27 protein-coding genes are annotated in these 26,080 nt (G+C 36.9%); 16 read left to right on the top strand and 11 right to left on the bottom strand.

The features are described from left to right. Positions 1–24: 24 nt before the first annotated feature. The gene (locus FCI53_RS14575; protein WP_138419786.1) at positions 25–591 is read left to right on the top strand and encodes a GbsR/MarR family transcriptional regulator; all 567 of its coding nucleotides are present in this window, start codon (positions 25–27) and stop codon (positions 589–591) included. A gap of 238 nt (positions 592–829) precedes the next feature. Here FCI53_RS14575 and FCI53_RS14570 read toward each other — a convergent pair whose 3' ends face one another. Continuing rightward, positions 830–2,059 carry an HD domain-containing protein gene (locus FCI53_RS14570; RefSeq protein WP_138419785.1) on the bottom strand — a complete coding sequence of 410 codons (1,230 nt, stop codon included), beginning with the start codon at positions 2,057–2,059 and terminating at the stop codon, positions 830–832. Between the two features lie 170 nt (positions 2,060–2,229). On the opposite strand from FCI53_RS14570, the gene FCI53_RS14565 reads away from it, so the two are divergent. After that, positions 2,230–2,436, top strand: coding sequence for a sporulation YhaL family protein (locus FCI53_RS14565; protein WP_138419784.1), 207 nt, complete (start codon positions 2,230–2,232; stop codon positions 2,434–2,436). A 55-nt stretch (positions 2,437–2,491) separates the two neighbouring features. On the opposite strand, the gene FCI53_RS14560 is transcribed toward FCI53_RS14565, so the two are convergent. Beyond that, a complete protein-coding gene (locus FCI53_RS14560) occupies positions 2,492–3,376 on the bottom strand; it encodes a peptidylprolyl isomerase (RefSeq protein ID WP_138419783.1) in 885 nt (294 codons plus the stop codon). A 189-nt stretch (positions 3,377–3,565) separates the two neighbouring features. Here FCI53_RS14560 and FCI53_RS14555 point away from each other — a divergent pair, with 189 nt between their 5' ends. Continuing rightward, on the top strand, positions 3,566–3,649 hold the full coding sequence (locus FCI53_RS14555) for a YjcZ family sporulation protein (protein WP_138419820.1): 84 nt from the start codon (positions 3,566–3,568) through the stop codon (positions 3,647–3,649). A 164-nt stretch (positions 3,650–3,813) separates the two neighbouring features. Here FCI53_RS14555 and FCI53_RS14550 read toward each other — a convergent pair whose 3' ends face one another. Both FCI53_RS14550 and FCI53_RS14545 read right to left on the bottom strand, forming a co-directional pair. Then, positions 3,814–3,993, bottom strand: a complete 180-nt coding sequence (locus FCI53_RS14550; protein WP_138419782.1) for a hypothetical protein — start codon at positions 3,991–3,993, stop codon at positions 3,814–3,816. Positions 3,994–4,107: 114 nt separating this feature from the next. Beyond that, positions 4,108–4,644: a DUF3267 domain-containing protein gene (locus FCI53_RS14545; RefSeq protein ID WP_246050122.1), complete on the bottom strand. Its 537-nt coding sequence runs from the start codon at positions 4,642–4,644 to the stop codon at positions 4,108–4,110. Positions 4,645–4,832: 188 nt separating this feature from the next. Here FCI53_RS14545 and FCI53_RS14540 point away from each other — a divergent pair, with 188 nt between their 5' ends. Next, on the top strand, positions 4,833–5,174 hold the full coding sequence (locus tag FCI53_RS14540; RefSeq protein ID WP_138419780.1) for a DUF1878 family protein: 342 nt from the start codon (positions 4,833–4,835) through the stop codon (positions 5,172–5,174). Between the two features lie 3 nt (positions 5,175–5,177). Here FCI53_RS14540 and FCI53_RS14535 read toward each other — a convergent pair whose 3' ends face one another. Then, on the bottom strand, positions 5,178–5,681 hold the full coding sequence (locus tag FCI53_RS14535; RefSeq protein ID WP_138419779.1) for a GbsR/MarR family transcriptional regulator: 504 nt from the start codon (positions 5,679–5,681) through the stop codon (positions 5,178–5,180). 330 nt (positions 5,682–6,011) lie between these two features. Between FCI53_RS14535 and FCI53_RS14530 the strand changes: the two genes are divergently transcribed. The 4 genes from FCI53_RS14530 to FCI53_RS14515 all read left to right on the top strand — a co-directional run bounded on the left by FCI53_RS14530 (position 6,012) and on the right by FCI53_RS14515 (position 10,078). Next, positions 6,012–7,211, top strand: a complete 1,200-nt coding sequence (locus tag FCI53_RS14530; protein WP_138419778.1) for a quaternary amine ABC transporter ATP-binding protein — start codon at positions 6,012–6,014, stop codon at positions 7,209–7,211. Then, positions 7,204–8,049: an ABC transporter permease gene (locus FCI53_RS14525; RefSeq protein WP_138419777.1), complete on the top strand. Its 846-nt coding sequence runs from the start codon at positions 7,204–7,206 to the stop codon at positions 8,047–8,049. Before FCI53_RS14530 ends, FCI53_RS14525 begins: the two co-directional genes overlap by 8 nt. A 65-nt stretch (positions 8,050–8,114) precedes the next feature. Continuing rightward, the gene (locus FCI53_RS14520) at positions 8,115–9,053 is read left to right on the top strand and encodes a glycine betaine ABC transporter substrate-binding protein (protein ID WP_138419776.1); all 939 of its coding nucleotides are present in this window, start codon (positions 8,115–8,117) and stop codon (positions 9,051–9,053) included. Between the two features lie 86 nt (positions 9,054–9,139). Further along, on the top strand, positions 9,140–10,078 hold the full coding sequence (locus FCI53_RS14515; RefSeq protein WP_138419775.1) for a glycine betaine ABC transporter substrate-binding protein: 939 nt from the start codon (positions 9,140–9,142) through the stop codon (positions 10,076–10,078). A 178-nt stretch (positions 10,079–10,256) separates the two neighbouring features. On the opposite strand, the gene FCI53_RS14510 is transcribed toward FCI53_RS14515, so the two are convergent. The 3 genes from FCI53_RS14510 to FCI53_RS14500 all read right to left on the bottom strand — a co-directional run bounded on the left by FCI53_RS14510 (position 10,257) and on the right by FCI53_RS14500 (position 12,155). After that, positions 10,257–10,625 (bottom strand): YtxH domain-containing protein, encoded by a 369-nt coding sequence (locus FCI53_RS14510; RefSeq protein WP_138419774.1) that lies wholly within the window; start codon positions 10,623–10,625, stop codon positions 10,257–10,259. Between the two features lie 395 nt (positions 10,626–11,020). Further along, a complete protein-coding gene (locus FCI53_RS14505; protein WP_138419773.1) occupies positions 11,021–11,536 on the bottom strand; it encodes a tryptophan transporter in 516 nt (171 codons plus the stop codon). Between the two features lie 184 nt (positions 11,537–11,720). Further along, positions 11,721–12,155: an HIT family protein gene (locus tag FCI53_RS14500; RefSeq protein ID WP_138419772.1), complete on the bottom strand. Its 435-nt coding sequence runs from the start codon at positions 12,153–12,155 to the stop codon at positions 11,721–11,723. Positions 12,156–13,643: 1,488 nt separating this feature from the next. On the opposite strand from FCI53_RS14500, the gene FCI53_RS14490 reads away from it, so the two are divergent. Genes FCI53_RS14490 through FCI53_RS14480 form a run of 3 tightly spaced genes read left to right on the top strand, consistent with a single transcriptional unit; the run spans position 13,644 to position 16,314 of the window. Further along, complete coding sequence (locus FCI53_RS14490; protein ID WP_138419770.1) at positions 13,644–14,387, top strand: ABC transporter ATP-binding protein; 744 nt, start codon at positions 13,644–13,646, stop codon at positions 14,385–14,387. Next, positions 14,380–15,591 (top strand): ABC transporter permease, encoded by a 1,212-nt coding sequence (locus tag FCI53_RS14485; RefSeq protein ID WP_138419769.1) that lies wholly within the window; start codon positions 14,380–14,382, stop codon positions 15,589–15,591. The genes FCI53_RS14490 and FCI53_RS14485 overlap by 8 nt, the downstream gene beginning before the upstream one ends. Positions 15,592–15,603: 12 nt before the next feature. Further along, complete coding sequence (locus tag FCI53_RS14480) at positions 15,604–16,314, top strand: EcsC family protein (RefSeq protein ID WP_138419768.1); 711 nt, start codon at positions 15,604–15,606, stop codon at positions 16,312–16,314. A gap of 107 nt (positions 16,315–16,421) precedes the next feature. Here FCI53_RS14480 and FCI53_RS14475 read toward each other — a convergent pair whose 3' ends face one another. Then, positions 16,422–17,270 carry a glycine betaine ABC transporter substrate-binding protein gene (locus FCI53_RS14475; RefSeq protein ID WP_246050121.1) on the bottom strand — a complete coding sequence of 283 codons (849 nt, stop codon included), beginning with the start codon at positions 17,268–17,270 and terminating at the stop codon, positions 16,422–16,424. A 269-nt stretch (positions 17,271–17,539) separates the two neighbouring features. Between FCI53_RS14475 and FCI53_RS14470 the strand changes: the two genes are divergently transcribed. Together FCI53_RS14470 and FCI53_RS14465 are read left to right on the top strand one after the other, a co-directional pair. Next, positions 17,540–18,094, top strand: a complete 555-nt coding sequence (locus FCI53_RS14470; RefSeq protein ID WP_138419767.1) for a TetR/AcrR family transcriptional regulator — start codon at positions 17,540–17,542, stop codon at positions 18,092–18,094. A 63-nt stretch (positions 18,095–18,157) separates the two neighbouring features. Then, the gene (locus FCI53_RS14465; RefSeq protein WP_138419766.1) at positions 18,158–19,345 is read left to right on the top strand and encodes an MFS transporter; all 1,188 of its coding nucleotides are present in this window, start codon (positions 18,158–18,160) and stop codon (positions 19,343–19,345) included. Between the two features lie 276 nt (positions 19,346–19,621). On the opposite strand, the gene FCI53_RS14460 is transcribed toward FCI53_RS14465, so the two are convergent. Beyond that, positions 19,622–20,800 carry a M20 metallopeptidase family protein gene (locus FCI53_RS14460; RefSeq protein ID WP_138419765.1) on the bottom strand — a complete coding sequence of 393 codons (1,179 nt, stop codon included), beginning with the start codon at positions 20,798–20,800 and terminating at the stop codon, positions 19,622–19,624. Between the two features lie 631 nt (positions 20,801–21,431). Here FCI53_RS14460 and FCI53_RS14455 point away from each other — a divergent pair. Both FCI53_RS14455 and FCI53_RS14450 read left to right on the top strand, forming a co-directional pair. After that, a complete protein-coding gene (locus tag FCI53_RS14455) occupies positions 21,432–21,863 on the top strand; it encodes a disulfide oxidoreductase (protein ID WP_138419764.1) in 432 nt (143 codons plus the stop codon). Next, the gene (locus tag FCI53_RS14450) at positions 21,860–22,348 is read left to right on the top strand and encodes a thioredoxin family protein (RefSeq protein ID WP_138419763.1); all 489 of its coding nucleotides are present in this window, start codon (positions 21,860–21,862) and stop codon (positions 22,346–22,348) included. The genes FCI53_RS14455 and FCI53_RS14450 overlap by 4 nt, the downstream gene beginning before the upstream one ends. 612 nt (positions 22,349–22,960) lie before the next feature. Here FCI53_RS14450 and FCI53_RS14445 read toward each other — a convergent pair. Then, complete coding sequence (locus FCI53_RS14445) at positions 22,961–23,470, bottom strand: antibiotic biosynthesis monooxygenase family protein (RefSeq protein WP_138419762.1); 510 nt, start codon at positions 23,468–23,470, stop codon at positions 22,961–22,963. A gap of 225 nt (positions 23,471–23,695) precedes the next feature. On the opposite strand from FCI53_RS14445, the gene FCI53_RS14440 reads away from it, so the two are divergent. Further along, positions 23,696–25,873 carry a transglycosylase domain-containing protein gene (locus tag FCI53_RS14440; RefSeq protein WP_138419761.1) on the top strand — a complete coding sequence of 726 codons (2,178 nt, stop codon included), beginning with the start codon at positions 23,696–23,698 and terminating at the stop codon, positions 25,871–25,873. Positions 25,874–26,080: the final 207 nt, after the last annotated feature.

The following is a 26,080-nucleotide window of genomic DNA, read 5'->3' as shown; positions in this document are numbered from 1 at the left end:
ATTCTATTAGTTGGAGGGTCGGCATTGTCAGTTTCGGGCAGTAATCAGCATAATGAATGGGCAAGATACGAATATATTCTTGATAAATTTGTACAAATCATCGCTAAAAATATGAACTTGTATGGCATCACACCTTCAGTAGGAAGACTTTATGGTGCACTTTACTTTCATGATGGACCAATGACATTAGATGATATGAGAGATGCCCTGGAAATGAGCAAGACAAGTATGTCAACAGGGGTGAGAGCACTATCAGAAATGAAAATGGTTCAACCTACTTTTAAAAAAGGGGTGCGAAAAGATTTGTATCAATCAGAAGAAGATTGGTATAAATCTTTTACGTCCCTTTTTGGTAATAGATGGAGGCAACACACAGAAACGAATATTGATGAAGCCGAAGAAGCCATTAAAGAGTTAAAAACAATCCAACAATCGACAAATGACCAACAATTAATAGATAAAATTGACTTAGATATTGAACGTCTTCGTTATGCACAAAATTATTATCGTTGGTTAATGCAATTTATTCGCGTCGTCGAGTCAGGAGAAATCTTTAACTATATTCCAAAACCGGAATCGCCAACCGAATAAGTTATAAGTCGGTCAGGACGTCCAAGATCAAATCGCAAAGGTTTGGTCTTTTTTTCTTTGGATTGTACGTTGTTGTACAAGAGCTTCATAGTTGATAAAACGCAAGAAACGTGCACATTAGAAGTGGATTTTACTTCTAATGTAGACGAAAAGGAGTTAAACGTGTACGTCTAGGTAAATAATAGCTCCAAATGTACACGAAAACGCAAGAAACGTGCACATTATAAGGTATTTCACCTTATTTCACACTCTCCGTATTCTCATATCTACTATCCAGATAATCGACAATATGAATCAAATACCCTTCGATTGTTTGAGGATTGCGAATGGCTGCACCCCATTCAGGTAATCCGTGGTGACAGAGGATACAATGTGCCATCTGATGGATTTCTTCTAATGAGATTTCGATATTTTCTGATTCAACGATTTTTGTCAAGATCAGCACCCCATATGGAATATGTCCAACCATCACACCAAGTTCGTCCATTGTTATGCCAGCCTGTTTTCGATTCATCAAACTACTGCTAGTTGCTGTTGGGAATAAAAATTGGAAATCTTCAAATGTTTTTCCGGTATGATCATACTCTAATAGTTTACCAATATCATGAAACAGAATACTAGTCATTAATAAGTCATAGTTTGGAGTTGATTCGTTGTATTGCATCATTCGATAGAACATGGAATACAGATGATCAATCGTATCTTTCCAAACTAATGGTTTTGTTGTATTTGGATTAGTTAGTTGTGCCCATAGTTCGTTTTTGTGCGCTTTTTCAACAACACTAATTAGTTTTAACGTAGCCTTAAAATGATCTTCTTCTAATTTAAGAATATAACGAGCAAAACGCATTAAACCGACAGTATGCTTTAGAAGGCCACCTAAATAATTGTGATGATATCCTTTTGCAGCTGGTCGAATTCGAAATTGATCCCAGAATCGGTTCATTGCAGCTAAAGCAATATCTTTATAGGGAGAATTAAGTTCATATATATAAGTGAAAAGCTCCGTTGTTAAATCTTCTAAACTTTGATTGGTGTAAGCTAGTAGAGAAAAAGGATTCACATCTTCCTTACAAGGATATAATTGATGAATTGTAATAGATTTGTGCCCAAGAAATTCATCTACTTTTCCTTCGATATCAAAAACGGAATACTGTTCCAGCAATGGTTGGCACTTTTCAATTGATCCTTGGTTGTCCCACATTTTGGCTTGAATGGTACCAGCGTTATTACCAAATTGCATCTTCAAAAATTGTTTATTTGTTTTCGTCAATTGGACAGTAAACTCATTTAGAACGACACGAATACGTACATCGGTTCCTTTCGTTTGCTGTTGGATGTCAAAGTATTCCTCGCCATCTGGTAAAGTAGGAATCGGATAATTATGTAAAATTTGCATACGTTCTTGTTCCGTAACATTTATTTCAATCGGTATAAAATCAAAAAAATAGGATTTTTTTTCAGTCATTATGTGTATCACTCCAATGAAAAAATAAGCGCAGAAGTTTTAAGATGCTGTGTTAATTGTACCTTAGATACACCTAATGTGGAAAGTTAAAACGATAATATCAAGTAGGCAAACATATTTGGCGAAATGGTGCATATATTTGTAATAAGTTGGACAAGGAGGTAACGCATATGATTTTCGGTGTTCCGTGGTGGGTTTTTCTATGTATTGTTCTAATATTTATAAGTGGATATATGGCTTTTCGATCAATGATTGCTGAGAAAAAGATAGAACAGCAATTTATTGAACAAGAAGGGAAATTTTATATGGAAAGAATACAAGAAGAAAAAAGTAAGCGTAATGAGGGAGACGATCATCACCAAATAACATCAAGTTAAAAAAATGCCCTACTTTTATAAGTAGGACATTTTTTTTGCTTTAAAACTTATTTTGTTATTGAGGCATAGGTTGTGCTTCAAATAAATTTTCAAAACCTTCAACTTTCACATCTACGTTAGAATCATCAATAAGGTTTTGTAGTTTAGACTGAGCATCTTTTTGCCCTTCTTCCATAGTCATTTGAGTTTCTAAGTTTTCTTTCATATCTTCAAATGATTCAAGTTCTTGTTCGGGTTCTACGATGTCCTGTACTTCAATAATATGCCAGCCATGTTCTGACTCCACTGGTTCACTAATCTCGCCAACTTCTAATGCATAGGCAGCATCTTCAAAAGGTTTTACCATTTGCCCTGGACCAAATGGTTCACCTAAATCACCGCCATTTTGTGCAGATCCATCGATTGAGTATTCTTCAGCAAGTGTGGCGAAGTCTTCGCCATCATCTAACTTTTGTTTTACCTCATTAGCAGTTTCTTCATCCTCGACTAAAATATGACGAGCATCAAGGTTGCCTATCTTCATACGGTCATAACGTTCTTGTACTTCTTCGTCACTAATTTCAACATCTTCCGTCATGAATTTCTCTTGAAGTAACCCGAAACGTAGATCTTCTTTTAATTGATCTTCATCATTACCATATTGTTGAAGTACCAAACTAAATTGTTCACCATATTGATCTTTTAAATCATCTAGTTGTTGATCAACCTCTTCATCAGATACATCATAATTATTTTCTAAGACTTTTTCAATTACTAATTGCTGAAGGATTTGTGGACCTTGTTCGCTATTTTTAAGTTCTTGATAAAACTCTTCTTTTGTTACATTACCAGCATCAGATTCAACAACTGTTTCAGAATCGACCGCTTCTGAATCATTGGAGCATGCAGAAAGTGCTAAAACCCCGACAGATAAAGTTGTTGCAATGACAATTTTCTTCATTTATAAAACACTCCTAATCTTGATAATTATTAAGTACAAGCCAATGATAAATATATCATACTTTCCATAAAAAAAGGTAGCACAATACCAATTTATACATTTTTTCCATAACTTAGGGACAAACGCCTATCCACAAACATCTCGGTTTGCATAGCATGATTGTAGATAACAACCAAAGGAGGTGCTCTCATGGGTGCAGGATACCATAGCGGATTCGCGCTTATCGTTGTATTGTTTATTCTATTAATTATTGTTGGAGCTGCATGGCTATAATATTCATAAAAGGAATGCAAAAAGGATGATAACATGTCTCATGTTATCATCCTTTTTTAGTTAGCGAGGACATTTTAAATTTTAACATATACATATGCTACGTTGATCATAATAAGACTTGTCCAAATTAACTCATACGTGCATGAAGATCGATTTTCAATTGATTAAGTGTATAAAACTTCTACATAGGAAGATATTAGTAAAATAGTAATCAGTATGTTGATCGTACGAAATACATTTGGTTGTCGTTCTTGTGACATTTCAGTTCGTAAACAAAGCCGATAGGTCAAAGAGTTGAATATAAATAACACAAATAAGGCGAAAATAGCAAAAATTATTGCCATAAATAAAGTGACCTCCTTCATACAACTATGAAACTACTTTATCAAAAAAAAATGAGGTTGAACAGTATATTTGAGTAAAATTATACACCCTCTTGATACAAAGGGTGTATAATTTTACTTAACTAATATATCATATCCATCTTTTGCATTTTCTATCACACATTTTTTTGGTGCTTTACATAATTTTCCTATATAAATAAAATCGGTAAAGGATAATCCAATATTAACAGAGATAAACAAAATAAAATAAGCGTAATACTCAACAAACAGATAGCTTGAAATTAGCCCGGGAACTGTAATAAACAAAGTCGGCCCCAACAAAGTAAAGATTGATGTTTTTTTTGACATCTTAGTTTTCTTTAAGATCGTAAGGATTGGAAAAATCCCTTTCGACATTTGGCATTTTAATTTTATGCTTTTATGAGCTAAAATAAGCGGTAGAATGTGCATCAATTTGTGAATCATAGGTAATAAGATTAGTCCCACTAATAAAGGGAGCAGCCCGTGATCTTTTAACTCAGCTGATTGATGAATGATTGAAAAAGGCAAATAAAGAAATACAAACGACAATAAACCTAATATTGAAGAAATTAAATAAATACGATTGATCCCGAATTCCCTGGTGAGATTAATTGTTTTCCAGCAATTCATCATCAATTCCCCCTTTATTTATAAAAGTGATTGTTAAATTAAATGTGGGGTATTTCGTTTAAGTTGTTTTAGTTTCATTTTCAATTCTTCAATGACTATAGTATGTTTTGGGTTAAAAATCAATAGTTTTTAAGGAAATTTAATAATGACGATTTAATGGAATTATATGTTGTAGAGGTGAGGTTTGGATGGGCTCTAGTGGAAATAATAAAAATCTTCTATTTTATCTTGATTTACTAATGGAAATGAAGGTGATGGAAGATTATCCTTTTACCAAATTAGTGATTGAAAATCAGTTAACAAAACAGGAATATAATGAAGTGTTACAATTATTAGAACAATTAGATCATATGTATCGTCAGCAAGCAGAGGAGGGGTTGTTAGATTTTCAATCCTTATTAATACACTTCGTTGGTATGTTAAATGAAAAACTTCATCCATTAGAGACAATGCGAGCATTAAAAAAGGAAGGGTATTATCCCTCCCTATTAAAAAAGTTGGTAAGTATACATAATAAATATAGCACCTAGCATTTAGAAATAGTTGGCATGTATTTCTTTGAAGGATTTTTCAATTAATTGATGAAACGCTATCATAACCTTTAATTTATCGTATAATTCAGAAGCTTCATCAATCTTTGCATCATCCTTAAAAAACTTACTCTCTTTATTAAGTTTGTCTTGAATTTCTAATAAAGAATGTTCTTGTCTTGTTGTTGCGTTTAACCATTTATGAATGTAAGAATTCATAAATTTTTTGTACAAGTTTTCATCAGCCATGTATAAGTCTTTACGTACCCCTTTTTTCCAAACACGTTCAACTAAATTTAGTTCCAATAAGCTTCGAATTCCAGTACTTATAGAAGTTTTACTTTTCCCCAATGCCTCACTCATTTGATCTAATGTCATCGCAGAGCCTTCTAAATAAAGAATGGCAAATAACCTAGCTTCAGACGGGGAGAGGCCAAACATTTCTGCGGTTTTAGAAAATTCTGTGACAATTAAATTATTAATTTCTTCTAAATGGTTCTCGGACATAAGCATATTCCCCCTGAAAAACCGTTGTATCACAAGGTTACATCAAGTAATAAAAAAATAAAAATGGTAATTTATGTCGTTTTTTGCAGGAAATAGGAGGAAATGTGAGAAAATGAGCGTATAACTTTGTACAGAATAAACTGTACGTAAAATATGTCCAAAATTAAACGATCACTTTGTTTGAAATTTATCTTGAAAAAGAGCTATAGTATGTAAGGTGATGTTATTGTTCATGGTTTTGGCTTTTACATGAATTGCGTATATTAAAATGGTATCTGATTGATATTAAAGGTAAAGTAAAATAATTAAAGTATAAGAGAGGTGAAGTTAGTGCCAGTAATTAAAGTAGATGGCTTATCAAAAGTGTTTGGTAAAAACACGAAAGAGGCACTTAAGCTTCTAGATCAAGGTAAGTCAAAAGAAGAAATTTTAAAAGAAACGGGTTGTACCGTAGGGGTCAATCGGGCTTCGTTTGAGGTAGAAGCTGGTGAAGTTTTTGTTATTATGGGTTTATCCGGTAGTGGAAAATCAACATTAGTTCGCTTGTTAAATCGTTTAATTGAGCCTACTGAGGGTAGTGTTATTGTTGATAAAGAAGATTTAGCTACCGTTGATAAAGAAACGCTCCGTCGCGTTCGACGTGAAAAAATGAGTATGGTATTTCAGAAGTTCGCATTATTTCCACACCGTACTATTTTAGAAAATACGGAGTTTGGATTAGAGATCCAAGGGGTAGATAAAGAAACGAGAAGTAAAAAATCCAAGGAATCCCTTGAACTTGTTGGACTTGGCAACTATATCCACCAATATCCTGAACAATTATCTGGTGGTATGCAACAACGTGTTGGTTTGGCAAGAGCTTTAGCTAATGATCCAGATGTCTTGTTGATGGATGAAGCATTCTCAGCATTGGATCCATTGATTCGTAAAGATATGCAGGATGAACTACTCGATCTTCAAGAATCAATGCAGAAAACCATCATTTTCATCACACACGATTTAGATGAAGCACTACGAATTGGTGACCGCATTGCATTAATGAAAGATGGTTCAATCGTGCAAATTGGTTCACCAGAAGAAATACTTGTCAATCCAGCTAACGATTATGTTGAGAAATTCGTTGAAGATGTTGATCGTTCAAAAGTATTGACAGCAGAAAATATTATGAAACGTCCAGAGACCATTAATATTGAAAAACATGGACCTAGAGTTGCACTTGAACGTATGAAAGATGAAGGTCTATCCAGTATTTATGTAACAGACCGAAAACGTAACTTAAAAGGTTATGTGTTAGCAGATGATGTATCAGAAGCGCGAAAAAATAACATTAGTGACCTTAGTGAAATTTTAAAAACAGATGTACCGACAGTTACCAAAGATACGCCAATGCATGATATTTTTGAAATTATTCATGATTCCCACGTTCCGATTGCGGTTGTTGAAGATGGGAAATTGCTTGGTATTCTTGTACGAGGTGCCGTAATTGGTGCGTTAGCCGGTGAAGGTGAGGTGAACCTTGAAAATGCTTGATTTTATGCCTAAAATTCCAGTAGCAGAAGCAATTGAAAATGCTACGGATTGGATTACAGATGCTTTTTCATTTATTTTTCAACCGATAAAAGATGATTTCGGTGACTTTATGGATTGGACTGCGGATATGTTAGCAGCAATTCCACCAATCATTGTTATACTAATTGTCATTGTGCTTGCATTCTTTATCAGTGGCAAGCGATTTGGACTGCCAGTCTTTTCTCTTGTGGGACTTTGGTTTATTTATAACCAAGGACTATGGGAAGAACTGATGTCTACTTTCGCACTTGTATTAATAGCCAGTATTTTAGCAGTAATAATTGGGGTGCCAGTAGGGATCTTAATGTCTAAAAGTAAGATTGCCGAATCCATTATTACACCAATACTTGACTTCATGCAGACGATGCCGGCGTTCGTTTATTTAATTCCAGCCGTTGCTTTCTTCGGTATTGGGATGGTACCTGGTATTTTCGCATCGATTATCTTTGCGATGCCACCAACAGTAAGATTTACGAACTTAGGAATTCGCCAAGTCTCTACAGAATTGGTTGAAGCATCCGAAGCATTTGGTAGTACTGGTTCACAGAAATTATTTAAAGTAGAACTACCAATGGCAAAAGGAACCATCATGGCTGGTATTAACCAAACAGTTATGTTATCGTTGTCGATGGTGGTTATTGCGTCGATGATCGGTTCACCTGGTCTTGGAAGAGACGTACTCTCCGCGTTGCAACGTGCGAATGCTGGTACTGGTTTCGTTGCTGGTTTAGGGATTGTTATCTTAGCAATCATTATTGACCGATTTACGCAAAATATAAACACTAAGAAAGCTGATTAATGGTGGATACTTTTCTTTTGAAAAGTTAACCATATATAAAAAATAGTAAAGGGGAGTTCTATCTTATGTTTAAATTAACATGGAAACACTTCGGCCTAGTAGCTGTACTAGTGTTATCCTTATTCCTAGCTGCTTGTGGCGGCGGAGAAGAAGAAGATACAACAGAAGACACTGGTGACAACACTGGTGAAGAAGGCACTGATGAAGGTGTAGCTTTAGGTGATGAAGATCTTGAACTTGTTTATGTGGAGTGGGATACAGAGGTTGCTTCTACTCACGTAATTGGTAAAGTACTTGAAGATTATGGTTATGATGTGAATGTAAGACCAATCGATAATGCAATCATGTGGGAGTCAGTAGCTAATGGTGATGCAGATGGTATGGTGGCTGCATGGTTACCAGCAACTCACGGTGATCTTTATGAAGAACATAAGGATGATGTTGTTGAATTAGGTCCAAATCTAGAAGGTGCAAAAATTGGTTTAGTTGTTCCAACATATATGGAAGATGCAACAACAGTTGGTGATTTAGAAAACTATGCTGATGAGTTAGATCAAGAAATCACTGGTATTGAGCCAGGTGCAGGTGTTGTACAAGCTTCAGAACAATCCGTTGAAGACTATGGTCTTGAAGGTTGGGAAGTAGCAACTTCTTCAAGTGGTGCAATGGCAACTGTATTAGGTGAAGCGTATGAAAATGAAGAACCAGTCGTTGTTACTGGTTGGTCTCCACACTGGAAATTCGCTGCTTATGACCTTAAATATCTAGAAGATCCAGAAGGTTCATTTGGTGGTGCTGAAACAATTGAAACAATGGTACGTCAAGGGTTGGAAGAAGATGCTCCAGCAGCATACCAAATCCTAGACAACTTCAATTGGACAGAAGATCAAATGAACGAAGTAATGCTTGAAATTTCTGAAGGTGCAGATCCTGAAGAAGCTGCAGCAGAGTGGATTGAAGAAAACCAAGATGTTGTGGATGAATGGGTATCAGGTCTAGAATAATTTAATAAGAAAAAATAACTGCCATTGGTTCACCTAATGGCAGTTATTTTTTAAATATTATTAGGGCAAAAGGAGTGCATTTCGTAGTGCAGAATAAATTTTGGAAAAAGTTAACTGTTGCAACAGGTTTATCTCTATCATTGATAGTAGCTGGTTGTGGAACAGATGATGGAAATGAAGAAAATGATACAGCAAACAATAATGAGGAAACAGAATCTGTTAATGTTGGTGAAGCAACTGAGTATACCATTACTGGTATTGAACCAGGTGCAGGTATCTCGGTTGCAACAGAAAAAGCACTAGAAGAGTATGAAAACCTTGCAGGATGGAATGCTGAATTTTCATCAACAGCAGCAATGGCTACTGAGTTAGGCAAAGCAATTGATAATGAAGAGCCCATCGTAGTGACAGGTTGGATACCACACTGGAAATTTGCACAGTATGATTTGAAATTTTTAGAAGATCCTGAAGGTGTTTATGGTGAGACTGAGGGAATGAGTACCTTAGTTCGTCAAGGGTTAGAAGAAGAAATGCCAGGAGCATATACTATTTTAGACAGATTTAATTGGGGACCAGAAGATATGCAATCAGTGATGTTAGATGCATTGGATGATAGTGTTGAATTTGACCAAGCTGCTCAAGATTGGATTGATAACAATTCAGATAAAGTTGCAGAGTGGACAGAAGGTGTAGAAGATGTTGATGGTCAATCGATTGAATTGGCATTAACACCATGGGATTCAGAACGTGCTTCTGGAAATGTCGTAAAACTTGTTCTTGAATCAAAAGGATACGATGTAACCATGACTCCAGTCGATCCTGCACCATTATTTGAAGCGATTGCTACTGGTGATGCAGATGCAACAGTTGCACCATGGTTACCATTAACACATGGTGATTTTTATGAAGAGTACAAAGATGAAGTGGATGATTTAGGACAAAACCTTGATGGGGCTAAAATAGGTGTTGTTGTTCCTGAATATATGGACATTGATTCCATTGAGGATTTAGAACCAGCAGGATAAGTTAATAAAGATCAAATATAAAAGGCTCGGTATATCACCGAGCCTTTTATATTTGATTAAGAAATTGTGGGATTGCATTTTTCTGAATAGAAAAACAAATGTTTGAATACAAGCTGGTTACACATATGAAATATTCAAATATAAGTAATGATCCATTTCTTGTGATAGAGATCCTAGTTTAACTTATATCTTTATTTTGTGTTTTTTCCTCAAGTTCTTTTAAACTTTCTTCGATTTGAGTTAGATACTTTTGGATATTTTTTTGATGTGGTTCAATTGTTTTTTTCCAGCTCTCAATGGAATCTTTCATTTCAAAAGATAAATCTTTGATTAAGGATGCACCTTCCTTGGAGGTTTGAGCAATTTGTGTGGTTAACTGTGAACCTTCTTCTTTTAGTTTATCAAATGTTTGAATGACATCTTCTCCACGTAATTTTGCTTGATTGCGAAGTTCTTTACCTGACTTTGGAGTACTAAGTAATGTTGCAGCTGAACTAATCACTCCACCAACTAAAAAACCAAGTAGTAATGATTTACCATTTGTCATTGCTTACACTCCCTTCTTCCCTTATTATACTATTTTATCGTATTGCGTTGGGATAAAACATGGAAAAAATAAAAATAATTTGTTTTTTATTTGAGAGTATTTTTAAAATAGTTTCGTCGCAATACATTCGAGTTCAAAATGGTGCTAAACCTGGCATGACAGGGGCTCTTTCGACATGTCCGATCTCATAATTATCCTCAATCGTACAATTGATCAGCGCATGGCAGTGGCAGTTAAGTCAAGTATCACCGAAGCTTGAGGTGTGTATATCCCACAGCGGTCTTAGATGCACCAGCCATTTCTTCAGGTTACGAAGGAATTTCTACAACTACGACGTACTGGTCTTAAACTAAAAAAGATGCCGTCTCCTATGTCGGAGGGCATCTTTTTCACGTTTATAAGGCGATCGGCTGGGATCTTTTCATGATATTTTGCAGGATTGGGTACAGCACGATGATGAAAACAACGTTGAACAATGTTGCAGGCAATACAACACCAATAAATAGTACGGCGAAAGCGTCAGGTAACAGGCCAAGTACATTTACCATACCTAAGAAAACTGATCCACTTACAATCGTGCCTATTGCTGCTAGTATTGGCGCAGAAATGTTCTGGTTCATCAAGTTGCGTACCAGTAGAAATAATCCAAAAAAGATAAATGCAGTAATCGGTTTATCAATCATGTTAGAAATTTGACCGCCGGGCATTGTAGTAGTTAAAGCAGAAATTGCACCTGTCGCAATAGATAACACTAATACGTAAGATGCTTTTGGGAACAACAAGATACCTAAAAACATCATTGGTAACATAATATCTGGTCGCATTCCAAATAAAATTGGTGGTGCAATGGCATGCAGTACTGCTCCAATCCCAATAAACAATGCCAAAATAATTAAAACTCTAGTCTTCATACCTAATCTCTCCTCTTCTAAGCTATACTAAACTTCCCCCTCCAGACGTGCGCTCGTGCCGACTGCGAAGGTTGTAATTATTATAACAGATAATGTCTTATAGAAAAAGGTAGAGGTTATAGTAATTGGAATTTTCAAACAAATAAAACTCGTTCCATTATAGAAAGGAACGAGAGTACATGTATTACTTGATTTGTTGATTAATTTCCGTTGCAATTGTTTGTAGATCATCTTGGTTGTACTTGTCTTCGTGTGTTTTCCAAACGGCTCCAAATCCATCTCCTTTACCATATCGAGGGATTAAGTGTAAGTGTAAATGGAAGACAGACTGTCCTGCTGGTTCTTCGTTGTTATTTAAAATGTTTAACCCTTCTGGTTGATATGTATCCTTAATAGCTTGAGCTAGCTTTGGTACTTGCTTAAATAATTTTTCCGCAACATCATCAGGTGTTTCATAAATGTTTTTAGCATGTGTTTTAGGAATTACTAAAGTGTGACCTTTTGTTACTTGGCTAATGTCCAAGAATGCATATACATCCTCATCCTCATAAACTTTAGCAGATGGAATTTCTCCAGCAGCAATTTTACAGAATAAGCAATCATCTTTCGTTTGACTCATGAAAACACTCCTTTATTCATACTTTGATCCACCTAACAGGCAGATGTCCATTCGTTTAAGCTAACCATCAGTGTAGGCCTGATGGAGATTTCACTTTATTATATTGTAGCGATGGGGGTTAGGATATGTAAAGTAAGAGGATCTTTATGTACAAAAAACAAACGGGTTGATCCCGTCACAGTTTTAGTCATTGGGGGACTTTTCTGTGAGGGACAACCCGTTGTTTGAAGGAGAAGGATCCTATATTAACCAGTGTCACTTGTAATTTTTAAGGAACCAGGGGAATGATTCGTGAATTACCAAGTTATAAACCTTTCGTCAACACCTCATTTGTCTTATAGAGTTGTTGCCTCATGGAAAAGGTTCGTTTCTGCCTAATTGTCTTTCACCGACACCTCATTTCGTGGTATTACCCACTCATTGTTGCCGTGAAGTCATCCAACTCCTTCACTACATATTGTGGACAGGATGCTGTGGTCATATACCTGTTTTTTTATTTTTTTTGCTTATCTTTATGTAATCAATCGTATTGCAAAGAGGAGTAAATAAAATTTAAATTGTTTGATAAACACTTTTGCTAAAGTTCATTGCTTGTTTTAATGCGCATAAGCTGTATTATGCGACATAACCTTCGCAATTTTGCTCTCAACCATTCTGATTGAAATAAGTGATATACCACGTTCCGGCAGAATACTCCGCTTTCCATGGGCACGGCCTCGGGCCAACAGGATGTTGGTCACGCAGGCGTTGCCACAGGACGTGGCGATCTTAGCCTACGATCCTTTACACATGGGATCTTCAGCTCGTGCTATTCCCATAGGACAAGGAAGGCTTCGGCAGCGATACTTCGCACGAAGAAAATCGGTCTTTATTTTCGAGGAGTCTCCGTATTCTGCCTCCACTGTTATAAGTTTTCTGATTAGTGATAGATGTAATACTTTATAAATTAATAAAATAAAGAATTTACTGCAATGTTATGTTACAAGATGCTAATCTACATAAAAAAGTATTTATTGTATTAAGTAAAGCACTATAAAACTTCAGAACACTGGAAATAGCGGAGGAAATACACGGAGACTCCCGAGGCCCGGCAAGGGTTATGCAGGCGTTGTCCGACAAGGACGGTTTTAGCCTGTAATCCTTAAGAACCATCGGTGAGACCCCGCAATGATTGGTAAGGAGCGAAGGCTAAGATCGCCACGTCCTGTGGCAACGCCTACGTGACCAACATCGTGTTGGCCCGAGCTCACCAGCCCCCCACAGGAAAGCGTAGTGTATTTCCGCAGCGGCGACTTTTAGCACTCTTTCTTTAGAGGAAGCTGCAATATTATGTCGTATAATACAGCTTATATGCATTAACAACAATCCTATTTAACGACAGTCATTTTATCACCATAATTAATGCAGGGAGTGATATTTTGGCAATTGAGCAGTAAAATGGTAAAATTTTTAACAGTAACAAACGTTGAATAACTAGGAGGCAATTTAATGAATCCTTTATTACATATTGATCAATTGGAGGGAGGCTACACACATAAAAATGTGTTACACGGCATCTCCTTCGATGTTTATCCAAATGAAATTGTTGGCCTTATTGGTTTAAATGGTGCTGGCAAAAGTACAACAATCAAACATATTATCGGTCTTATGCAAGCCAAACAAGGAAAAGTAGAAGTTCAAGGTAACACATTTCAACAATCACCTGAAACCTATCGCAGTCATTTTGCCTATATACCTGAGATGCCACTTTTATATGATGAATTAACATTGTATGAACATTTGCGGTTAACGGCCCAAGCATATAACATCCCGGAGGAAACGTTTAAACAGCGGTTAGATCCATTGTTAAAGGAATTTAGACTAGAAAAAAAGTTAAAGTGGTTTCCGATTCATTTTTCCAAAGGAATGCGCCAAAAAGTAATGATTATGTGTGCCTTTTTAATTGAACCATCACTTTATATTGTCGATGAACCATTTGTTGGATTGGACCCATTAGGTATTCAATCTTATTTACAGTGGATGAATGATATGAAAGAAAAAGGGGCGGGTGTGTTAATGTCGACCCATATATTAGCCACAGCTGAAAGGTACTGTGATCGGTTTGTTATCTTACATGATGGAAAAGTAAAAGCTAAGGGGACGTTAGCAGAACTAAGAAAAGATTTTAACATGCCTGAAGCGACATTGGATGATCTGTATGTGCAATTAACAAAGGAAGATAGCCATGTTTGATGCAAGGGAGTTTTTTAAGGAACGTTTTTCTTCCCATATGAAGGAGACAAGCCGTTATTTACGCTATATTTTAACAGGACACATTGTGATCGCGTTACTGTTTTTTGTTTCGGCACTAGCTTACTACTATCAACAATGGTTAGCAACCATTCCGGACGAATTTCCTACCGCCATAGTTATAGCGGGATTATTCGGTATTGTTGCTAGTTATAGCCCTGTGAGAACACTGTTAAAAGAACCTGACTTAGTATTTTTATTACCAGCAGAAAGTAAAATGGGACCGTACTTTCGTAGCACGTTAATCTATAGTTTTGTTGTTCAATTATACCTAATCTTACTTGTTGCAGCTGCACTTGGGCCACTTTATGCAGCTACCTATGCAGAAACAGGCAATCCTTATATATGGATTATGATTGTGTTGCTCATTCTTAAAGTATGGAATTTACTCGCGAACTGGTGGATGTTAAAAGTTCGTGACCCAAGAAGTCGACAAATCGATCATGCCATTCGTTTTCTGCTCAATTTCTTTATCTTTTATTTCGTCATTAAAGGAGAATGGATATTTGCAGGCTTAACGACGGTTTTATTATTTGTCATTTTTGTTTATGATTATTATTTATCCAAACAACATCGTGCGATTGTATGGGATTTATTAGTGGAAAAAGATCGGCAAAGAATGCACACGTTTTATCGATTTGCTAACTTGTTTACAGATGTCCCGCACTTGAAGACACAAATAAAGAAGAGACATTGGCTTGTGCGATGGTTGACAAGTGGTGTGCCATTTAAGCAAGAAAAAACGTTTGATTATTTATACCGTATTACCACGATTCGTAGTGGAGACTATTTAGGTATGTATCTCCGTTTATTGATCATAGGGGCTGTGGCGATTTACTTTGTGCCAAACCTGTGGGTGAAGGTAGCTTTTAGTTTCTTATTTCTTTACTTAAGTGCTTTCCAGATGATGACTCTATGGCAACATCATCGCACCGTTGCTTGGTTAGATTTATATCCGACAAAAAAAGAATGGCGTCGGAAGGCATTAACAAAGTGGTTGATGCAGTTAATGATCGCACAGACAATTATTTTCACAGCGATTTTTGTTTGGTTAGGAAACCTTACTGGAGTGTTCATCGTATTGATTGGTGGTATGTTATTTAACTATCTGTTTATATACGGTTACGTAAATAAACGATTGACGTAAAGGAGTAGACGAATGTCCGACGTGTATGAACAACGAGCGATTAAAGAAGCACAACGTTATGTGCGATCGCTAGAAAAGAAGTCTTCCATTATTCAACGCACATCTAAAAAAGTCCAGACACAAATAAATGATAAAATTCCTGATAAGGTTCATGGAGTGGTGACCGAAAGTATTAAGACAATGGTGAAGTTAGCTTTAACGTCTTCTGAGTATATTTATCCAATTAAGGTAGATGAGTCGTGGACCTTGGTGGAACGGGAAAACTTTATTAAACAGCGATTAAAACAATACAAACAAACGGCGATGATTGAAGGGGCTGGCACTGGTGCTGGTGGTATTTTATTAGGGATGGCTGATTTTCCGCTATTGTTAAGCATTAAAATGAAATTTTTATTTGATGTTGGTCAAATATATGGCTATGATGTAAAAAAGTATGAAGAGCGCATGTATTTACTTCATGTGTTTATGTTGGCTTTTTCTAGTGATGAAAAAAGAAAAAATGTGTGGAAGACTTTGGAGGACTGGGATCATCAAAAACGTGTGTGGCAAGAAGTCGATTGGAAATCATTACAGTTAGAGTATCGGGATACGATTGATTTTGCGAAGATGCTGCAACTTGTTCCAGGTTTTGGAGCAATTGTTGGGGCACTAGCGAATAAGCAGTTTCTCGAACAACTTGGCGAGACGTCAATGAATATGTATCGGCTGCGGAGGCTGACGTAATTTTTGATTGGTGATGGGAAAGAGGGACGGTGGACCTGTCCCTCTTTCCTATTACTGTGTAGGTTCAAGATCCTCTATCGAATCGATGTCCATATAGGTGGGGACAGCTAATCCGATTCTAGCCCTTCTAAGTTCGGTCCTAAATCTTCAAATTGTCCTTCGTGCTCTTCATAAAAGGCACCATGTGTTGATGGCATCCAAGGAGCAAGGGAAGCATCAGCATCCCCAGCTGATATAGCCTCAAACAATATAGCTGGATCAACTGGGGTTAGCGTAACATCAAAACCTTGTTGATCTAGGACAATTCGAGCGACATTTGTTAAAAAACGCACATCATCCCAAGAAGTTAATGCTAACTCTAATTGAGTTCCATCTGCATGTTCTACTCCTTCTGTCCATTTAGCAACTACTTCTGAATGTTGTTCCACCCATTGTTGAGCTACCTCATCAAGTTCCATTTCTTGAGCATTTAGCAATGCTTCTTCCATGTCTGATAGTTCTAATTGAATTTTATTAAGAATCGTATAAGCATTAGGCTTTTCTTCTTTTAAACCTTCTCTTGCGATTGTTGTAATGTATTCCTCTTCACCATATACACCATTTGGATCATCTAAGTACTTAAGATCCCATTTTGCAAATTTATAATGAGGAGACCAACCCGTAACAACAATTGGCTCTTGATTGTCAATAGCATTACCTAACTCTGTTAAAATGGCAGCCGCTGAGGACGTTTCAAGTTCCCAGTTGTTGAGGTTTTCGTAGTCAGACAAAGCGTTTTCAGTTGCTTGCGTAATTCCGGCTCCAGGCTCAATTCCGATAATTGTGTGCTCGACTGCTTCACTCACATTTGTAGAATTCTCAGAAGCATCACTTCGGTTATCTTGTCCGCAACCAACTGTTAAAAGAAGAATTATAAATAAACTAGCCATTAGCCCTAATTTTTTCACAATAATCATCCTTATGCACTCCTTTAGAATAATAATTTCTTTCACTTTTTGTATAGAACGTTCATTCTAATTTTTATCATAGAATTATTTAATAATCAACTGTGAAGGATATTTAACCTTGTACCACGCATGAAACTGACAATAAGCCTACCAGTTTCAATCCACGAGTGAAACAATTGTTCTTCTTTCAATTTCAAGTTGACAGCAGAAGCACTAAATTGATACTCTGAAAATAGATATAAAGAGTGTTCTATATAATTAAGGAGAAGTAATTTTATATGAGTCGTTCTAAGAAAAAAGATACATTACTAGAAGTAGCGGAACAGTTGTTTTATGAGCATGGATTTCGTGGGGTTGGATTGAAGCAAATTATCAGTGAAGCAAATGTAGCAACAATGACGCTTTATAATCATTTTTCTTCCAAAGATAATTTGGTCGAAGAGGTGCTGAAGCAGCGGGAAGAACGCTATTGGTCCTATTTGGATTCCCATGTAGAAATGGATTCAGATTCCCCTTTCATCCTTGCTGTCGAAGCTCATGGCCGTTGGTTAAAAGAACAATCTTACAAAGGCGATATGTTTTTAAGAGCGATTGAAGATTATGCAGGTACGGATAATGAAATTGAAAACATTGCTAGAGGACATAAAGCTAAATTGCTTACCTATTTTCAATTATTAGCTCAAAGGAAAGGGAAAGATAACGAATTAAACTTGGCTAATCAATTTACATTGTTGCTGGAAGGAACTACTTCCATGACGACATTGATCGGTGCAGAGAAGGCAACGGAATACTCTATTGCGATGGCGCGGACAATTGTCCAACATACATCGTAATTTTTTTACAGATAAAATAGAAAGGTCGTTCTATATAATTTAACGGTCAGGAGGGAAAAAATCATGAAATTTTCTAAAATAGTTTTGCCAGGGGTTAGTCTAATTGCTGTTACTTATGGATTGGCGAGGTTTAGTTTTGGCTTGCTTCTTCCTGACATCAATCAATCACTTCAAATGTCCGAGACGGTTTCAGGGATGATTTCTTCATTATTTTATTTAGCTTATTGCATCACGATCATTGTATCCACTGTAATCACTACTAAAGAAGGACCAAGAAGTATGATCCTCCTAGCCGGATTGTCAGCTTCTGTTGGCTTGCTGTTAATGAGTAGTACTCCAAATGTGTGGATACTTGCGTTAGGAGTGTTATTGGCTGGTGGGAGCACGGGATTGGTATCTCCGCCTTATGGCGCAGCGATAGCCCTTTGGATAAAAGAAACGAAACAAGGGAAGGCAAATACATGGATTAATTCTGGAACAAGTTTTGGTATCGTCTTGTCTGGTGTTGGAGCACATTTTTTAACAAGTGATTGGAGAATGACCTATTTGATTTATGCTGTCTTGACATTTTTGGTATTGGTGTGGAATTTTCGAGCAATTCCAAGAGATGGGATGAATTCCAACGTGCAATTTGATAAAGGGAATCTTTCAATAAGAGGTATAAAAGGGTCGGTCCCACTAATTTTGGCATCACTAATTTTAGGTATCTCCACAGCTCCTTTTTGGACATTTTCTAGATCCTTTATTGAAGTAGTCGGTAATTATAGTGAGTGGCAACTTTCTGGATTTTGGGTTGTCATTGGGCTCTTTGGTGTGTTAGGAGGCTTTTCTGGCTCTTTAATTGACAGGTGGGGGCTATCTTTTACTTATAAATTAGGAAGTTTGTCAATTGCCTCAGCATCCATTATTCTTTCTATTACATCTGGAAGTTGGTTCTTGTCTTACGTATCGGCTGGGCTGTTCGGTAGTTCTTATATATTTTTGACCGGAGTGCTGCTTGTGTGGGGAATTCGTGTCTTTATTACGAATGCATCATTAGGTATAGGTATTCCATTTTTGCTTTTGGCAATGGGGCAAGTGATAGGCGCATCGCTAGCTGGAATGTTTATTAGTACTTGGGGATATGCTGCCACATTCATCCTTTACGGAATAGTTGGTATAACGGCTACTCTTATAGGTCCGAAAAAAAGTAGGAAAATCAGTGAAGCTCCTATTAATATGAACCAAGAAATAATGAATAATATGCAGTGAAAAAGAAGTGTTTGTGTAACTTGTAGCATAAACTATAAAACGTAAGAGGGACTTTGACAGATTCCAGTTAAATTGCTTGAACGAAATGATGTATATTTGATCCCGATAAACTATCTGTAAGGCTCCCATTTTAAAGCATGAAATCATACCGAGATGATTAGGCAGGAGTAATATTTTTTCACACGATTAGTTCAGCAAACAATCAGTGGAGAATGAGCAAAAACCCCACTGATTATAGTTTCACTGTACGTTCGTATCGTTTCGTTTCGTTAAATCTTAACAACTTGTTTCATTGTTGTATTCTTTAACGATTGTAATAAATGTTTTAGCAGCAACAGCCATTGCCCGTTCATCAATATCAAATTTAGGGTGATGGTGCGGGTAATTATCTGTTTGTTTCTGTGCACCAGTGAAGAAGAAAGCACCAGGTTTTTTAAGTAAGTAGTAAGAGAAATCTTCCCCAGTCATACTTGGTACAACTTCTTCAACACGCTCCACATCTTCCACTTGGTTTGCTGCTTGCAGGACAAGAGCGGCTTCATCAGGGTGATTCACCACTGGCGGATAGCCTTTAACGTAGTTAAAATCATAGTCCGCACCATAGGAGATACATGTTCCTTTAATAATTTTTTCCATCTCACCAATGATAAAATCTTGAAGCGCTGGTTCAAAGGTACGGACGGTTCCAGTAATCGTTGCGGTATCAGCAATAATATTAAAGGTCGATCCTGCATGAAATGTGCCAATGGTAATGACCGCTGTACCAAGCGGATCCACTCTACGACTAACAATTTGTTGTAAGTTAGCTACTAGCTGTGATCCAATGGCAATCGCATCCTTCGTTTGATGCGGCATTGCGCCGTGTCCACCTTTCCCTTTAATCGTAAGGGAGAACTGATCAGCTCCTGCCATAAATTCCTTTGGTGCAGTTTGGACGTGACCGTATGGCGTACTTGTCCATAAATGTGTCCCAAAAACCGCATCAACATCGTCTAGCACACCCGATTCTACAATTGATTTTGCTCCACCTGGAGTTAACTCTTCCGCATGTTGATGAACAAAGACCACTGTTCCAGGAATCTGTTCTTGGAATTGTTTCATTGCTTTAGCAACGGTTAATAAGGTTGTTGTATGGCCGTCATGAGCACAGGCATGCATCACCCCATCTACTTTTGATTTATATGGAACCTCTTTTTCATCTTGAATTGGCAGTGCGTCGAAGTCTGCTCTCAAGGCAATCTTTTTACCGGGTTTTCCTCCTTGTAATGTTGCAACAACACCATTACCTCCTACTTTTGATTGGTAAGGTATTCCTAGTTGTTCATATGTATCGGCAATTAATCTAGCTGTGTGTTCCTCTTGAAAGGATAGTTCTGGGTGTTGATGTAAGTATCTGCGTAAGTCAACCATTTCCTCATAATGGTGATCAATAAAGTTGATTAAATCAGTCCACAAATGAAATCCTCTCCCAAATTTGTTTTCACCAGTATATCATATCGATCAGTTACACTCTTGATAAAAAGCCTTTTTAAAAGAAATGTTGTTGCGTAGAAGCTATATTATACGACATAACCTTCGTGATTGTACTCTCAACTATTCTGATTTAAATAAGTGATATCCCATCGCTACGGCAGAATACTACGCTTTCCATGGGCACGGCCTCGGGCCAACAGGATGTTGGTCACGCAGGCGTTGTCACAGGACGTGAAGATCTTAGCCTACGTTCCTTTACCAAGTGGATCTTCAGCTCGTGCTGTTCCCATAGTCTCCGTATTCTGCCTTCGCTGATATAAGTTTTCTGATTAGTGGTAGATGTAATACTTTTCAAATAAAAAATAAGAATTTACTGCAATGTTGTGTTATAACATGCCAAGTATTAAAAAACTTCAGAGTACTATAATTAAGCGTAGGTGTATTTCCGCAGCGCCGATCACCTCTCATCTTATTAAGGATGGATAGAAGACATATGCAGTTATGTCGTATAATACAGCAACTATGCACAAAAGGTTAATATTAAATACTAGACTAGTAGTTCATTTTGTGTTAAACAAAGTATAGGCTAAAGAACAATAGAGAGGTATGCTGTATGTCAAAACAAACGAAAGAACAAATCATGTTTGTCATTTGGGCTCAAAGTGTTGTTGCTACGCTCGGTAGCTTATTTTTTTCTGAGGTGATGAGATTTACTCCATGTGAATTATGTTGGTATCAGCGTATTCTCATGTATCCGTTAGTGATTATTTATGGGGTCTCCCTTGTTAAAAAGGATTGGAATATGTCTCTTCCAGGTCTAATACTGAGTGGAATTGGTGTGTTTGTATCTTTATATCACTATCTCATTCAGAAAACAAACCTATTTCCTAACGCAGGCGATTCGTGTGGGCTTGTACCATGTACGACAGAATATGTGAACTACTTTGGTTTCATTACGATACCATTGATGGCGTTAACGGCATTTATTATTATATTTACATTGCATATGTTACTACTTTTCCAGCAAAGGAGACGAATGAAGTGAAAAAAATGATTATTTTTGCAGTTATATTGATCGTACTGTTTGGGGCGCTTGGCTTTGTTGTCAACTATCAAAACCAGCAACAATCTGAGGGAAATCCATATGGAAAAGATTCCTTACATTCTGCTACGATTGACCAGTTGGATGATCCGAATTATCAAAATCAAATTTTACCTGATGAGCTCGATGAAAAAATTGCAAGTGGAGAAGCGATAACTGTTTATTTTTATGATCCTACATGTCCACACTGTCAACAAACGACACCTGAAGTGGTACCAATGACGGACGATTTAGGGGTTGAGTTGAAAAAATTAAATGTATTAGAATTTGAAGATGCTTGGAATACGTATCAAATTGAAGCAACCCCAACGATTGTTCATTTTGAAGATGGACAAGAAGCAGCAAGAATTCGTGGTGGAATAGGTGCTGACTTAGAAAGACAAGCTGAGTTTGAAGCTTTTTTTGAAGATAATGTACTAGAGGAGTAGGATCACTTTTCAAGTTTGGTAAAAGCTTATAAAATAATAAAAGCAAAAAATAAGCAGTCCATATAGAGTGGACTGCTTATTATTTTGCTTTAACAGCTCTATAGTAAATAAGTTAGAAAACTTGCAACAATAATAACACTCGTTTTGACAAGGTAATGTTAAGCAAAGTTTTATCTTGACTTAAAATACCAAGGTTATTGGTATTTCTATAAGGAAGCTGATTGGTTAACACTTCCTGCAGTTACTGTCTTAATTCCACCAGTAAATATACTATTTTTAAATTGGTATCCACTTTATGCTTCATTATCAAAACGTTTATTGTATGTTTTTTATTGGACTATTTTAATCCTACTATATGAAGGCATTACGTTACTACCAGAGCCTTGGGGATATTTCAATTATGGATGGTGGAAAATAGGGTATTCAGCAATTTGTTATCCATTTCTACTATTTATTGTTTTAAAGTACTATAAATGGATATGTAAAATAGAAAGAATGTCTTTGGGGTAACGTTTTTGGTTTAATTGAACGAACTTTAACATAGAAAAACGCTCAGAGACATCTTATTCTGAGTGTTTTTCTATGCTCTTATAATTATTGGGATAGTTCAGCTTATTCTTCTTCTTCAAAATCAACCATCTGATAAGTAGTCACATAGGAAGGGCCGGCGGCATAAGGTGGTTTTGCCTTGGCGTCTTTAGGCTTCTTATGTGATTTAGCAAATGCTTCCGAATTCTTCCATTTTTCATAGCTTTCTTGATTATCCCATTGCACCATCACGATATAGGTGTTTCCGTGAAATGGTCGCAATACCCGGAGTGCATAAAAGCCTGGTGTATCGTTGATCATACCTGCTCGTTGTTTGAATTGGCTTTCAAAAATAGGTTTTCCTTCATCGGTAACAGGAATGTTATTCATCACAACGAAACCATCCTCTTGTAATTTACCAGTTGCTACGATAATTTCAAATTCTCTTGCTGTAGCAAAAACGGTTTTCACCGTATCTTCATAGTAGGCATGGGTGGTGTCTTGATCATGCATGAAATAAAAAGAAAGACGAGGGTGTTTTTCGCAGATTTTTGTTAAGAAATCTAGTGTGCCACTTGTCATATAAGCGTTCATTTTTATCCATCCTTCCACCTAATCTTAAATTGTCTTACACTATCCATAGCACAAAACAATGAGAACAGCAAACATTCTATTACAGTTTCGTTACTTTCTTTATGTTGCTAGTAAACTATCGTATAATTATAATATTGTGTTTTAGCAAAATCAGAAGTGTCTTAGCTTTACGTGGCTATAACACAAAAACTTTTAATCATGTAGATCATATAGAGGTGATACACCATGAACATACGCAATCAAATCCCTAGTTGGACGGTACGTTTAAAATGGCCCATTATTGTCGTTAGTATAACGATCTTATTAGGAATAGTCGGATATTTAATTATATTATTTGGTGGTCGGTTTGTTGTTGATGAAAAAGATTTAATTTTACCGGCAACTACCACCATTGTAACCAAAGACGGTACGACGATAACAGAACTTTATGAAGAAAATCGAAAACTTGTCTCGATTGAACAGATACCTGACCATGTGGAAGATGCCTTTGTGGCGATAGAGGATCAACGTTTCTTTAGTCATGCTGGAGTTGATTTTACTTCGGTCATGCGAGCAGTGTATCGTGATATTATTGCTAGACAAAAGGTCGAAGGTGGAAGTACGATTACCCAGCAATTAGCAAAAAATCTATTTTTACACAATGATAAGACATGGATGCGTAAGACGAAGGAAGTCATGGCATCGATTTATTTAGAACGAAATTTTAGTAAAAATAACATATTGGAATTATATTTAAATGAAATTTATTTTGCCCATGGTGTTTATGGGGTAGGGGCTGCAGCACAGTTTTATTTTAATAAACCTGTTGAAGAACTAACCGTAATTGAAGGTGCGATGTTGGCAGCATTATCAAAGGCACCAAATACGTATTCCCCGTTAAATAACCCTGAAAAAGCCAAGCAAAGACGGGATGTAGTCTTACAACAAATGGAACGTTTAGATATGATTGAAACAGAGGAAATGCTTGCCATGCAAGGCAAAACGTTAGGAATTAACCAGCCCCAATCTAGTAATCATCCATGGAATGATGATTATATTGATCTAGTAATACGAGAAGCAGAGGAAAAGTTTCAATTAACACGATCAGAACTTCGTAGAGGTGGCTATACGATTGTCGTCCATCTTAATCAAGAAGCGCAACGGATTGCATATGAAAACTTTCAAGATGGTTCCTATTTCTATGGTTCTACAGAAGATGTACAAGGATCGTTTGTGTTGATGAATCAAGAAAAGGCACAGATAGAAGCAGTGCTTGGTGGGCGCGATTATCAAGCAGGTAACCTTCATCGCGCTCTTATCCCCAGACAACCTGGCTCGACCTTCAAGCCATTAGCTGTTTATGGGCCGGCACTGATGCATGCAGACAATTATCATGCCTATAGCTTACTATCTGATGAAAAACATAGCTATGACGGTTATACTGTCTCGAATGTAGATGGAAGCTATAGCGGTGAAGTAACGATGTATGACGCCATTAATCAATCGAAAAATGTTCCGGCCGTTTGGTTGTTAGACCAAATTGGTGTGAAGGAGAGCAAATCTTATTTAGAGAAAATGAATATGCCAATTTCTGATAATGGATTAGCCATTGCATTAGGTGGCCTCGAGCAAGGAGTTACACCGGTTCAACTTGTTGAAGGCTATCGGACGTTTATTCATGGCGGAGAATGGATGGAATCTTCTACGATTGACAAAATTTATGATAAAGATGATGAAGTGATTGCTGCACCAGATGTTATAAAACAGGACGTATTTTCTCCGCAAGTTGCCTGGGATATGGTGCGGATGTTGGAGGCAGTTGTCGACAGCGGCACAGCAAGCGCGGGAGAGTTTGAACAAGCTTTAGCAGGAAAAACGGGTTCGACTCAGCATCCTCAAGCGGACGGACAAGTGAAAGATGCATGGTTTGTCGGGGTAACGCCAGAATATGTCACAAGTTTATGGATGGGTTATGACCATTCTGATGAGGACCACTATTTAACCAAAGGAAGTGTTGCTCCAACAGTGCTAACGAAAAGTATTTTGTCCGAGTTAAATAAGGAACAGCCATTGGCTAATAAATTTGAAAGACCAAGCGATGTAAAGGAATTACCCGAGCCGATTCGATTGCCACAAATCAATGACCTACAAGCGCAATTGAAGCTAGGTGGGGTGTCACTGGTTCAAGGTGAGCTAACATGGACCGCTTCCGAAGATTCTCGCATTATTTATCAAGTGTATCAAGTAACTGAGAATGGTGATCGAAAAATTGGAGAAGTAGAAGGTGTTGGCAAGTTTTCTGTAGATCGTGTTAAACTATTTTCGGATACAAACTTTTATGTTGTTCCATATGATCCAGTAACAAAGCAGCAAGGGAAGCGGTCGAACCAAGCAACCTTAACATTTGATTTTCGGTCAAGATGATATTAAAATATATATTTATTAATAATAATTACAAATTAGTGACAGTTGGATTGATTTGCTATACAGATGAGCATGATATCGGTATAGTAGTAGTATAGTTAGAATAATGGCGAATGTTGTCTAAGGATCCAAGTAATCAATCAAGTGATTGGTTATTTGGATTCAGATGACTTCAGTTGTCTTTAATAGGATTGATCTCATATAAAA

Origin of the sequence: Aquibacillus sediminis, assembly GCF_005870085.1 — a bacterium.
Taxonomy (GTDB): domain Bacteria; phylum Bacillota; class Bacilli; order Bacillales; family Amphibacillaceae; genus Aquibacillus_E; species Aquibacillus_E sediminis.
This window is presented reverse-complemented; position numbering and strand designations above follow the sequence as displayed.

Coding starts and splice junctions, on each gene's coding strand:
- FCI53_RS14570 (WP_138419785.1), bottom strand. CDS start 2,059: ATGACTGAAAAAAAATCCTATTTTTTTGATTTTATACCGATTGAAATA.
- FCI53_RS14565 (WP_138419784.1), top strand. CDS start 2,230: ATGATTTTCGGTGTTCCGTGGTGGGTTTTTCTATGTATTGTTCTAATA.
- FCI53_RS14560 (WP_138419783.1), bottom strand. CDS start 3,376: ATGAAGAAAATTGTCATTGCAACAACTTTATCTGTCGGGGTTTTAGCA.
- FCI53_RS14555 (WP_138419820.1), top strand. CDS start 3,566: ATGGGTGCAGGATACCATAGCGGATTCGCGCTTATCGTTGTATTGTTT.
- FCI53_RS14550 (WP_138419782.1), bottom strand. CDS start 3,993: ATGGCAATAATTTTTGCTATTTTCGCCTTATTTGTGTTATTTATATTC.
- FCI53_RS14545 (WP_246050122.1), bottom strand. CDS start 4,644: ATGAATTGCTGGAAAACAATTAATCTCACCAGGGAATTCGGGATCAAT.
- FCI53_RS14540 (WP_138419780.1), top strand. CDS start 4,833: ATGGGCTCTAGTGGAAATAATAAAAATCTTCTATTTTATCTTGATTTA.
- FCI53_RS14535 (WP_138419779.1), bottom strand. CDS start 5,681: ATGTCCGAGAACCATTTAGAAGAAATTAATAATTTAATTGTCACAGAA.
- FCI53_RS14525 (WP_138419777.1), top strand. CDS start 7,204: ATGCTTGATTTTATGCCTAAAATTCCAGTAGCAGAAGCAATTGAAAAT.
- FCI53_RS14520 (WP_138419776.1), top strand. CDS start 8,115: ATGTTTAAATTAACATGGAAACACTTCGGCCTAGTAGCTGTACTAGTG.
- FCI53_RS14510 (WP_138419774.1), bottom strand. CDS start 10,625: ATGACAAATGGTAAATCATTACTACTTGGTTTTTTAGTTGGTGGAGTG.
- FCI53_RS14505 (WP_138419773.1), bottom strand. CDS start 11,536: ATGAAGACTAGAGTTTTAATTATTTTGGCATTGTTTATTGGGATTGGA.
- FCI53_RS14500 (WP_138419772.1), bottom strand. CDS start 12,155: ATGAGTCAAACGAAAGATGATTGCTTATTCTGTAAAATTGCTGCTGGA.
- FCI53_RS14490 (WP_138419770.1), top strand. CDS start 13,644: ATGAATCCTTTATTACATATTGATCAATTGGAGGGAGGCTACACACAT.
- FCI53_RS14485 (WP_138419769.1), top strand. CDS start 14,380: ATGTTTGATGCAAGGGAGTTTTTTAAGGAACGTTTTTCTTCCCATATG.
- FCI53_RS14480 (WP_138419768.1), top strand. CDS start 15,604: ATGTCCGACGTGTATGAACAACGAGCGATTAAAGAAGCACAACGTTAT.
- FCI53_RS14475 (WP_246050121.1), bottom strand. CDS start 17,270: ATGATTATTGTGAAAAAATTAGGGCTAATGGCTAGTTTATTTATAATT.
- FCI53_RS14470 (WP_138419767.1), top strand. CDS start 17,540: ATGAGTCGTTCTAAGAAAAAAGATACATTACTAGAAGTAGCGGAACAG.
- FCI53_RS14465 (WP_138419766.1), top strand. CDS start 18,158: ATGAAATTTTCTAAAATAGTTTTGCCAGGGGTTAGTCTAATTGCTGTT.
- FCI53_RS14455 (WP_138419764.1), top strand. CDS start 21,432: ATGTCAAAACAAACGAAAGAACAAATCATGTTTGTCATTTGGGCTCAA.
- FCI53_RS14445 (WP_138419762.1), bottom strand. CDS start 23,470: ATGAACGCTTATATGACAAGTGGCACACTAGATTTCTTAACAAAAATC.
- FCI53_RS14440 (WP_138419761.1), top strand. CDS start 23,696: ATGAACATACGCAATCAAATCCCTAGTTGGACGGTACGTTTAAAATGG.